Source organism: Bradyrhizobium sp. PRIMUS42 (genome assembly GCF_023006515.1).
Taxonomy (GTDB): domain Bacteria; phylum Pseudomonadota; class Alphaproteobacteria; order Rhizobiales; family Xanthobacteraceae; genus Bradyrhizobium.
Genome location: NZ_JALBGZ010000190.1, coordinates 1 through 9,420, shown reverse-complemented (window position 1 = coordinate 9,420; position 9,420 = coordinate 1). Strand labels below are relative to the sequence as shown.

The window sequence follows — 9,420 nt, the reverse complement described above, 5'->3', positions numbered from 1 at the left end:
AGCCTCCGCGCCGGCCTCGCCGGCCGGTAAAATCAACGTTTCAAGGCCCGTTTTCACAGGGACAAAATTCCTCATCTCGGCCGCTTGCGGTGCGTCAAACCCGACGCTATAAGCCGCCTTCTTGTCGGAGTGTGGCTCAGCCCGGTAGAGCACTGCGTTCGGGACGCAGGGGTCGCAGGTTCGAATCCTGCCACTCCGACCAACAATTTCAAGCACTTAGCGTGAGAGCGCTTTTTGCCCCCCGAACAATCCCCCGAAGAACGCAGGGTTCTTGGGTGGAAGCGCGCCGCCAAATGATCGGTTTCGGCGCCGTTCGTACCACATCCTCCTAGAATGTCTGCGCTCGTTTGCATGCAAACAGCACGCGTACCTATTCCGGTCCGTCAGAACTTGTCAGTTCATTTGCCTGCTGGCTCGAAAGCCTGTTCGCGTGAGACTTCGGAGTGAGGAGGCAATCCGGTGGTGAGCGTCGGCCTTGATCGGCTGAGACCGGCCGCTCGCAAAGTGGCGTTGTTCCGCATCCATGCGTCATTAACAAGGTCCTGCCATTGGATGACTTCAATTGATCCTCGGTATTGGTTCTTGAGCGGACGGATGCGTCCCTGTCCGTTCGCCGTCGTTTCCCAATTTGATAGTTGCTGCTTCAAGTCACCGATAATGTCGGCCACAACATAGCAATGAAAGATGCAGTCGTGGGCCACTCGAACCCTAGTACGGTCGAATGACTCGATTTCTCCACCTTGCAGTTGCGCAAGGTACTTCGTTATCTGGTTTTCAAGTTGATCTTCCGCTGCCGGATAAGAGGTGCGGCCCGGCTTCTTGAACTCCACGATCATTACCGTGCGCAACGGTTCCGAGACGTTGACCGAATCCAGTTCGTCAGACTCGGTGACACCTAAGCCGTAAGCGAGATCCCAGAGTAGGAGATCAGGGCGATCGGCGGAGCCGCCTTTGGCAAGTATAGCATCAAGGCGCTTATCCGAAGCGAACGCCCTCGTGAAGGCCAGCCGTTCATCTACAATCCAGAGTTCATGAGCACGACTCTTAATCTCTTTCGGATTGTCGCCACGTACTCCCATTGGGACGATGAATGAGTGCAGCGTCTTTTCGAGGTGGTGGTCATCATCTTTGCCGTCACGAGTCCGAATCCGTTTTATCAATTTCTCCAGAAGTTCCAATGCAAGTTTGCGTCGAACGACGTGCTGCGCCAACGCAAGTTGCTCGGAAGCCTGAATGCCTTTTGCAGCATCGATGACTATCTGTTGAAAATTTGCAGGTACGCGCTCCAAATCGAGTGCTTCGATGAGTGTTTGCAGTGCGTCTTGTCGATCTTCTTCGCGTCGGATTTGATATTTTACCAAGCCTGCCGCGAACTCCTCGGCTGTCGTCGCGTGAAACGGCACTCTTTCAAGCTGCGTCTCGTCATCATCAAATCCAAAAGTGGGGTATCGAGAAACGAAGAACTGATAGTTCGCTTGTCGCTCCTTAACATAGGCCTCGACCTGCGCCGGCAGTAGCGTCGTTCGAACCTTCTCCATACAGCCGCGGCTGATCTGGTTGAGCGTCTTCTCTGTCAAATTGAACGCTGTTCGCCCCTCATTCACGCGCGCGTCAAGGTACTCACCCGATACACACCCGTGGAAAACTAAGTCTCTCTCTGAGTTGCGCTCAAGGTTCGTCACTCCAAGGAGATTGTCGACTTTCCGAGTTTCGACGGTGCGACCATTCGCGAGCAGATGCAGTTGATGCTTTCCGTCGAGGCCCGTGCTGGCTTCTGCTCGACACGTGAATCCGATAATTGAAAAATTCCCAAACCCCTTCAATTCGAATGAGTCCGCTTTCAGCGGCTTCCCGACGGTCAGATCGGCAACGGCCTGTGGATATGTGGTCAGATCGCCGTCGAGGTCGACCTCGATTGTTGGACCGTCGCCCATCAAGAAGTCAGCAATGAAGTGTGCGCTGAAGTAACGAAGGAAAGTGTCTGCGCGCTTTGGAAACGTATCCGCATACTCCTGCGTGCGCAGTCCTCGGAATGTGATCGTTGTACCAATTGAGAGAGCTGCCGCCGGCTGGTCTTCGACGCTAGGTCTGATTTGCTCTTTGTTATCCAATACGAACGAGAACACCCTGCGCGATCGCCCGTTCGTGGTGTTGTAAACGCTCTCGACGATGATTTCTTTGAATGCGTCCAACCAAAACAGGCGACCAACGCCTTTGCCACCTTTGGCGCGCTTGAAATCCGTGTCGATCGTGCAAAACGCCTCATACCGGTTGGTGTCGAGACCGATGCCGTTGTCAGACACCACAATCTCGATTTTATCCGGACTCGAAAGCGACGTGACGCTTATGGAAATTTTTCCCTTGCCAACTTCCTTTTCAAACCGATCCTCAACCGCATAGACGGAATTGCTAACCGCCTCGAACAGAGGTTGCAGCCCTTGGGCTGCATTCGACGGTTTGGCGAGCTTCCGAACTCGATTTTCGATATTGGGGGTAAGTGTCGGCACCGGGGTGTCCCATGAGTTTAAAAATCAAACAATGCACTTCCTAGGTTGCATTGTAAACTTGGCGCTTGACGGTACGGGTCTGCTTAGCGACGCAGTAGAGCGAGATCATTGCGAAGCCGATCGCCCTTTCAAACTGGATAGTTTGTCCCGGGTTCGGCCTGCCATGTGATGTATAAGGAAAAGGCCGCCAACTAGGCGGCCTCGTAACGTTGCGGGGCGGAGATCGGCGGAAGCTAATCGTCGTCATCGTCGCGTAGGTGTCTGTTGACCGTACCTAGCCAATGGATGTCCTGACCCATCTCTTCTTCAGAGGCTTCCCGGCGTCCGAATGCTGCATCGAACAACCGACCAAGAACGGTACGCTTTTCTTCTTCCCAATCGCGTTCGCTCATCAGAGGTCTCCTGTGGCTAAGCCCCCGCGATAGGTTCGCTGAGTCGATCGAAGTTCCCTCATCACAAAGAGCACCAATCCACAAATCGCGTGGGCAATCAGCGTCCGAGAAGATTGAAAGTGGGCTCAACGGAGACTAGGCGTTACCCCCCGAATACCCCCGAAGAATAACGTGACAAACGAGGAAGATCGCGCACAAACGGCGAAAAAAATGCTGGAAATTCAAGATGCTTCTAGCAGGAAAAACCGTTCGGGACGCAGGGGTCGCAGGTTCGAATCCTGCCACTCCGACCATTCTTCCAAAAGTTGACGTTTTCCAGAGGCTTGGCCGACCGGCCGCCAGCGCCTCGGAACGCCTTTCTGCAACGATTTTCGGGGCGGGTCCACGGCCGATTTGGCCGGGCAGGGCCGCTTGCCGCGGCGGCATGGCTCTTCATGAGCTAACGCCGATCCGACATTGCCGGTAAGTCAGAGGACTACCGCTCGTAGCTCGTAGGATGGGTAGAGCGAAGCGAAACCCATCGAAGCTCTCGACGGGAAGGAAAGTGATGGGTTTCGCTTCGCTCTACCCATCCTACACTCACCTTCTCGCCACCAGCATCCCCACCAGAAACGCCACCATCAGCGACGGCAACGGTGCCTCGCGCACCATGCCGCGCACGACGTCCGGCCAGTGCTGATCCGGGACCAGTCCCGGCGATCGCACATTGGGCGCGGGCTCGATGCCCCAGTGTGATGCGAGCTCGGCGATCTCGCTTTGCGCCAGGCGGACGTCGTCGCGGACGCGGAAGATGGCGGCGTCCGCTCGCTCGCCCGGCGCGAGCTGCATCAGCGTCGCGACGGCTGTGCGCAACGTCATCTCGCCAAATCCTTGCAGCCGCACCTGCTCCTCGGGGTCGGACGTCATACGAATTCCCTCACAGCGCGAAATGGCGCGCGAGGGCGAAGGCCGCCGTCGCGCACAGGACCAGCGTGGACACCGCGCCGGCGACGCCGCGCGCGAGATGGGTTCGCGTCAGATGCCTGGTCATGATCTTGCTCCATGCTCTCATGGAAATGGCGGGCGGTGCGGCTTGGTTCCTCGCACACACCAATCGTCGCGTCCGCAGGATGGGTAGAGCCCTTGCGAAACCCATCACCTACCTTCCCTCGACAGGCGCGATGGGTTTCGCTTCGCTCGACCCATCCTGCGCGCGCGAGCGCCGGCTACTTCCGCAGCAGCTCGCTCAAGGCCGCCGTCGCCTCGGCGCAGCGGATGTCGTCGATCTCGCGCGACAGGCTGAGCGCGCTCGCTCTCAGCTCTTCGAGCGTCCAGCTATCCGGATGCTGGTTTTCGAGCTGACCGAGGCGCTTGTTCAGATCGTCCAGTTTCGATTGGAGCTGCCCGATGCTGGCGTCCCCATTCACTTTCCAAACGCGTTGTGCGCGCATCGTCGTTCCCCTGATCGTCTCACGGCCTTGTGAGAGCGGTTCGTGGCCGGAATGGGAGTTTGTTTTGTCCGGCTTCAGACGGTGGGGAACCGTTGCATATTCGCAACTAAGTTCCGGATCTTTCGCGCGCGGTCGCGCCAGCCCACATGATGTTACCCACAGGCACGGAATTTGATTGTGTCTCGTCATGACGATGGGCGAACCGGCCTGTGCGCGCGGTGCGCCGCTCGATAGGCTCACGCCCGACGCATACATGAAGGAATGACGCGTGGCGAGATTTGTGACTGTCGCAGCCGGCCAGCTTGGCCCGATCGCGAGGACCGCGACCAGGACCGAGGTGGTGGCCCGGCTGATGGCCTTGATGCGCGAGGCGAAGGCTTGCGGCTGCGACCTGATCGTCTATCCCGAGCTCGCGCTGACGACGTTTTTTCCGCGCTGGTATTTTGAGGATCAGGCCGAGATCGACAGCTTCTTCGAGCGCGAGATGCCGGGCGCCGAGACGCAAGCGCTGTTCGATCTGGCGCGCGAGCTCGGGATCGGCTTTTGCCTCGGCTATGCCGAGCTGACGGTCGAGGCCGGAATTGTCAGGCGCTACAACACGTCCATTCTCGTCGACCAAAGCGGCACGATCACCTTGAAGTATCGCAAGGTCCATCTGCCCGGCCATGCCGAGCACGAGCCGTGGCGCAAATTTCAGCATCTGGAAAAGCGCTATTTCGAGCCCGGCAGCGGCTTCGATGTCGCCAGCGCCTTCGGCGGCGTGATGGGCATGGCGATCTGCAATGACCGCCGCTGGAGCGAGACCTATCGGGTGATGGGCCTGCAGGGCGTCGAGATGGTGATGATCGGCTACAACACGCCGGTGCACAATCCGCCCGCACCCGAGCATGACGATCTCTCGCTATTCCATAACCATCTGGTGATGCAGGCCGGCGCCTATCAGAACGGCACTTTCGTGGTCGGCGTCGCCAAGGCCGGCCTCGAGGAAGGCGTCGACCACATCGGCGGCAGCTGCATCATCGCGCCCTCCGGCGAGATCATCGCGCGATGCGCGACCAAGGGCGACGAGATCGCGCTGGCGCGTTGCGACCTCGATCTCTGCAATTCCTACAAGCGCACCACCTTCAATTTCGACGTCCACCGCCAGCCCCAGACCTATGGGCTGATCGTGGAGCGGAAGGGGGTGACGACAATGGCGGACGGGGCGGCGGTAAAGAGGGAGTGAGGCTCTCATCCGGCTACGGCTCCATCACCGTCACCCTGAGGCGCTCGCCTCTTCGGCGAGCCTCGAAGGGCGACGGCCCGGCTGCATCGGGGCCGTTCATCCTTCGCGAGGCTCCCCATGGGACGCGTTGCGTCCCATGGGGAGCTCCTCAGGATGACGGGACGGGCGTCGCTCTGTGTCGCCTCTCTGTCAATCCACCCGCGCAAAAATATTCCACTTTACCGAAATTCGGTTTTGTCGTATGTGTCGCTCATCCCGGCTCACCAAGAGGGGCGATCTTGTGTCGTCACGCATCGCGAGCCGGGCTTGCGGTGGACGCGGCAGCGTCGGCACGAGAGGCGCGGGCAGGGCGGGTAGTCCCTGTGAGCCCTCGGCTTCGTGCAGACGAGCGGCGCTGCTAGGTTCGTCTCGCCTGTAAGTTTCCGGCTTTGTCGACAGGGCTGGAAAAACTGCGGCGAAATGGCGGGCCGTGCGTACGGCAAAACCGTGTGGTCCTGGCCGTCGTTGCCACGGTCAAGCTCTTGCGGAGATGCGAGCGAGCCCAACCGGGCAGACTGCATCATCCAATTCGCGGGGCGAGGGAGGCCAAAGGAAAGTTCGGCTCCCGGGAGATCACGGCATAAGCCGTCCGACCATCGCGCAGGGAAGGCCGAGTGTTCGGCACCACCTGTATGCTGCTGTGCGGTCTTCTTGCGCTACATTTCGCGCAGCAGACCGCGGGTGCGAGCTGGCACCCGGCCTTCCCTGTGCCCTCTTGGATTTGAGGGTGGCGAGATGAAGCAAAGCTCGGGCGAATTAAGTCGCGAGGCTGCGAAGGCGTGTCTGCGATTCGATCTGCCTGCCACAAACCCGATCTCGTAGCGTGGGCAAAGCGCAGCGTGCCCACGCATCTATCGCCGCATCTGAAAGGTCGTGGGCACGGCGCTATGCGCCTTTGCCCACCCTACGGCATCGCAGCCGGGATGTGGACTGGAGTATCGCGATGCCGCCTCATCCTCCGTCATTGCGAGGAGCCCTTGCAACGAAGCAATCCAGAATATCTCCGCGGAAAGACTCTGGATTGCTTCCTCCTTCGCCGAGGCTTCGGCGGACAAGTCGCTTCGCTCGCAATGACGATGTGGAGAGGGTGCGCGCTTCACTCCGCTCTCGTGCCCCGGACGCAGCGCATCGTCCCCCCGGCGATGCGAAGCATCGTCCGGTGCAGCGGTGCGCTGCAGAGCCGGGGCCCATCTCGCCGCATCGTGCCGTGTCGCCTTCCGGGTCCCGGCTCTGCGCCGCAACGCGCTATGCGCGTTGCAGCTTGTCCGGGACAAGAGCATGCCAGCTAGTGTCCCTGTCTCCGCAATTGTGCGATGCGGTTCGTTTACCAATCCCCTGGGGATGCGATTTCCATCTCGCGGTTTGCTTGCAGTTGTAGTACTTTCGTCTCAAGCGGGCCCGGTTAACGGGCGGCAGGGGGAGGCTGATGAGGCGTGCGGGGCTGTTTGGCGTACCGCGGGTACGGCCATGGTCGTGGCAGGCGTTTCTGCTCGGATGCGTCGTTGTCGCCGTGTCGGCTGTGCTTCAGGGCATCTGCGTCGCGCTCGGCGCAAAGCTCTATTTTGCAGCGTTCCTGCCCGGCCTGTTCGTGCTCGGCATCGTCGCGGGCACGCCGGCGGCGGGGGTTGCCGCGTTGTTCACCATCCCACTGGTGTGGTGGGCGTTCATTCCGCCCTTTTTCGAGTTCAACGCCCTGTCCAACGCAAATACCGATTCCATCAACCTGTTCTGCCTGCTCGCCGTGCTGCTGATCGGCCTTGCCGATCTCTGCCGCGAGACGATGCGGATGATCAGCCGCGGTGGGCTGAAGCCCCCGGGCGAGGGCGCGGCAACGAATCCGCAATAAATCGCTCTCGAAATCGTCCCGGTGTGACGCTGCGCGTTGCGTGCGCGCAACAGTCCGGCAACCATCCGCGAGCTTGTCGTGCGCCGCTAACTTTTCGAAAAAGATTTGGCCGCAATTTCTCCCGCGGGAATGACGAGGGAGTTTTCGGACATGAACGGCCAAATCAATGGTCACGCCATCCTGGAGAACGTGCGCCGCTACCGCGGCATCGCATCGCTCTATCGCCAGACGGCTGCATTCCGCCCGGGCCAGAGCTGGTCGCTGCTGGAGCAGGCGCAGGATTGGGAAGCGCGGGCGCTGTCGGAGCTGGAAACCTATTTCGCGTTGCGCGCGGATTACACGGCTCCGATCGCCGCCTGATCGTTAACCATGGCTCACGGTATGATCGTGAGATCGGGCGCGGGCACCACGAATTGTCCGCCCCAGGCCCGAACCTCCGCCAGCTGGGCGATGATCTCGTCCTTGAGATTCCAGGGCAGGATGAAGACGTAATCGGGTCTGCCCGCGATCAGGGCGGCGGGATCGCGGATCGGCAGATGCGTTCCCGGAAGCAGCAGGCCCTGCTTGTGCGGATTGCGGTCCACGGTGAAGGCAATCAGCTCGCGCGTGATGCCGCAATAATTGAGCAGCGTGTTGCCCTTCGCGGGCGCGCCATAGGCCAGCACCGACTTGCCCGCGCGCCGCGCCGCGATGAGAAAGTCGCGGATCGTCTCGCGCTTGGCCGCCACCTTCGCCTGAAAATCACTGTAGGTCGCGGGCCGGTCGAGCCTTGCGACGGCCTCACGCTGACGCAATCTCTCGAGCGCGGGCGAGGGGCTGTGAGGCGCAGCTTCGGTGCAAACGTGCAGACGCAGCGAGCCGCCATGGGTCGGCAATTCATCCACATCGAAAACGCGCAAGGCATGCGCGCGAAAAACCGTCTCGAGGGTCGCGAGCGAGAAGTACGACAGATGCTCGTGATAGATCGTGTCGAACTGGATGCCTTCGATCAGGTGCAGCAGATGCGGAAGCTCCAGCGTCGCGCGGCCGGTGTCGGGCAGGAGAATGCGCAGCCCCGCGACGAAATCGTTGATATCAGGGACGTGCGGCAGCACGTTGTTGGCAACGATCAGCTCGGGCCTGTGGCCTTCGTCGCGCAGCGCGGTCGCGGCATCGCGGCCGAAATAGCTGGTCCGGGTCGGGATGCCCTTGGCGATGGCGGCCGCTGCAGGGCCGCTGGCCGGCTCAATCCCGAGCGCGCGGATGCCGGCGCGCTGAAAATACTGCAGCAGATATCCGTCATTGCTGGCGATCTCGATCACCTCGGACGCCGTACCGAGCTTGGCGCGGGCGATCATGTCTGCGGCATAGCGCTCCGCATGACGCAGCCAGCTTTCGGAATAGGACGAATAGTAGAGATACTGGTCGAAGATGTTGGCCGCAGGCGCGAATTGCGGAAGCTGCACCAGCCCGCAGGCGCGACAGCCGCGGGCGTGCAACGGATGGGCCGGTTCGGTCGCGTCAGCCTGCTCCGGCGGCACGAAGGAATTCGCCAGAGGCGACAGGCCGAGATCGACGAAGGTCTCGTCGAGCTCCCGCGCGCAAAAGCGGCATCGATGCCTGTCCATGAATGGATCGTCCCGTTGTGCCGTCGTGCCGCGGCTGTTAGTGAATTCTCACAAGCCACGGAAATTCCGCCAACGTTGCGCATGATGCAACCCAAAAGGCGTTTCGGTGAACGGATGTTCGCAACGGCGGCGTGCGCAGCATTGCGGTGCGGGGGCCTGAGATGAAGTTCACTCCATTGGCTCTGGCAGGCGTGGTCGAAATCGGCATCGAACCGGAGATCGACGCGCGCGGATTCTTCGCCCGGCTGTTCGACACCGAGGCGTTCGCGGCGCCGGCACTGGCCGGCCAAGTGGGTCTAGTATAAGTCGCAGTGGGTCGTAGTGGGGCGGGTTCCTGATGAAATTTAGCCGGCAAACAACGCTTCGTGCGCAAG

Annotated in this window: 9 protein-coding genes and 1 tRNA gene; 5 read left to right on the top strand and 5 right to left on the bottom strand. The window is 60.4% G+C overall.

The features are described from left to right. Positions 1-125 precede the first annotated feature (125 nt). Positions 126-202, top strand: a tRNA-Pro gene (locus MOV75_RS16425). A gap of 196 nt (positions 203-398) precedes the next feature. Here MOV75_RS16425 and MOV75_RS16420 read toward each other — a convergent pair. The 4 genes from MOV75_RS16420 to MOV75_RS16405 all read right to left on the bottom strand — a co-directional run bounded on the left by MOV75_RS16420 (position 399) and on the right by MOV75_RS16405 (position 4,329). Then, positions 399-2,507 carry a sensor histidine kinase gene (locus tag MOV75_RS16420; protein WP_246931224.1) on the bottom strand — a complete coding sequence of 703 codons (2,109 nt, stop codon included), beginning with the start codon at positions 2,505-2,507 and terminating at the stop codon, positions 399-401. Between the two features lie 233 nt (positions 2,508-2,740). Continuing rightward, entirely contained in the window at positions 2,741-2,899 is a 159-nt protein-coding gene (locus MOV75_RS16415; RefSeq protein WP_161497212.1) for a hypothetical protein, read from the bottom strand. A gap of 579 nt (positions 2,900-3,478) precedes the next feature. Next, entirely contained in the window at positions 3,479-3,805 is a 327-nt protein-coding gene (locus MOV75_RS16410) for a hypothetical protein (RefSeq protein ID WP_247006200.1), read from the bottom strand. Between the two features lie 299 nt (positions 3,806-4,104). Next, on the bottom strand, positions 4,105-4,329 hold the full coding sequence (locus MOV75_RS16405) for a hypothetical protein (RefSeq protein ID WP_246930056.1): 225 nt from the start codon (positions 4,327-4,329) through the stop codon (positions 4,105-4,107). 268 nt (positions 4,330-4,597) lie between these two features. Between MOV75_RS16405 and MOV75_RS16400 the strand changes: the two genes are divergently transcribed. From MOV75_RS16400 to MOV75_RS16390, 3 genes are all read left to right on the top strand, one after another. Beyond that, complete coding sequence (locus MOV75_RS16400) at positions 4,598-5,554, top strand: N-carbamoyl-D-amino-acid hydrolase (RefSeq protein WP_246930055.1); 957 nt, start codon at positions 4,598-4,600, stop codon at positions 5,552-5,554. A gap of 1,465 nt (positions 5,555-7,019) precedes the next feature. Further along, positions 7,020-7,439, top strand: a complete 420-nt coding sequence (locus tag MOV75_RS16395; RefSeq protein ID WP_246930053.1) for a DUF4118 domain-containing protein — start codon at positions 7,020-7,022, stop codon at positions 7,437-7,439. Positions 7,440-7,589: 150 nt separating this feature from the next. Further along, positions 7,590-7,799: a hypothetical protein gene (locus MOV75_RS16390; RefSeq protein ID WP_246930052.1), complete on the top strand. Its 210-nt coding sequence runs from the start codon at positions 7,590-7,592 to the stop codon at positions 7,797-7,799. 14 nt (positions 7,800-7,813) lie between these two features. Here MOV75_RS16390 and MOV75_RS16385 read toward each other — a convergent pair whose 3' ends face one another. Then, positions 7,814-9,046 carry a class I SAM-dependent methyltransferase gene (locus tag MOV75_RS16385; RefSeq protein ID WP_246930051.1) on the bottom strand — a complete coding sequence of 411 codons (1,233 nt, stop codon included), beginning with the start codon at positions 9,044-9,046 and terminating at the stop codon, positions 7,814-7,816. 161 nt (positions 9,047-9,207) lie between these two features. Here MOV75_RS16385 and MOV75_RS16380 point away from each other — a divergent pair, with 161 nt between their 5' ends. Next, positions 9,208-9,351 carry a hypothetical protein gene (locus tag MOV75_RS16380; RefSeq protein ID WP_247006195.1) on the top strand — a complete coding sequence of 48 codons (144 nt, stop codon included), beginning with the start codon at positions 9,208-9,210 and terminating at the stop codon, positions 9,349-9,351. Positions 9,352-9,420 lie beyond the last annotated feature (69 nt).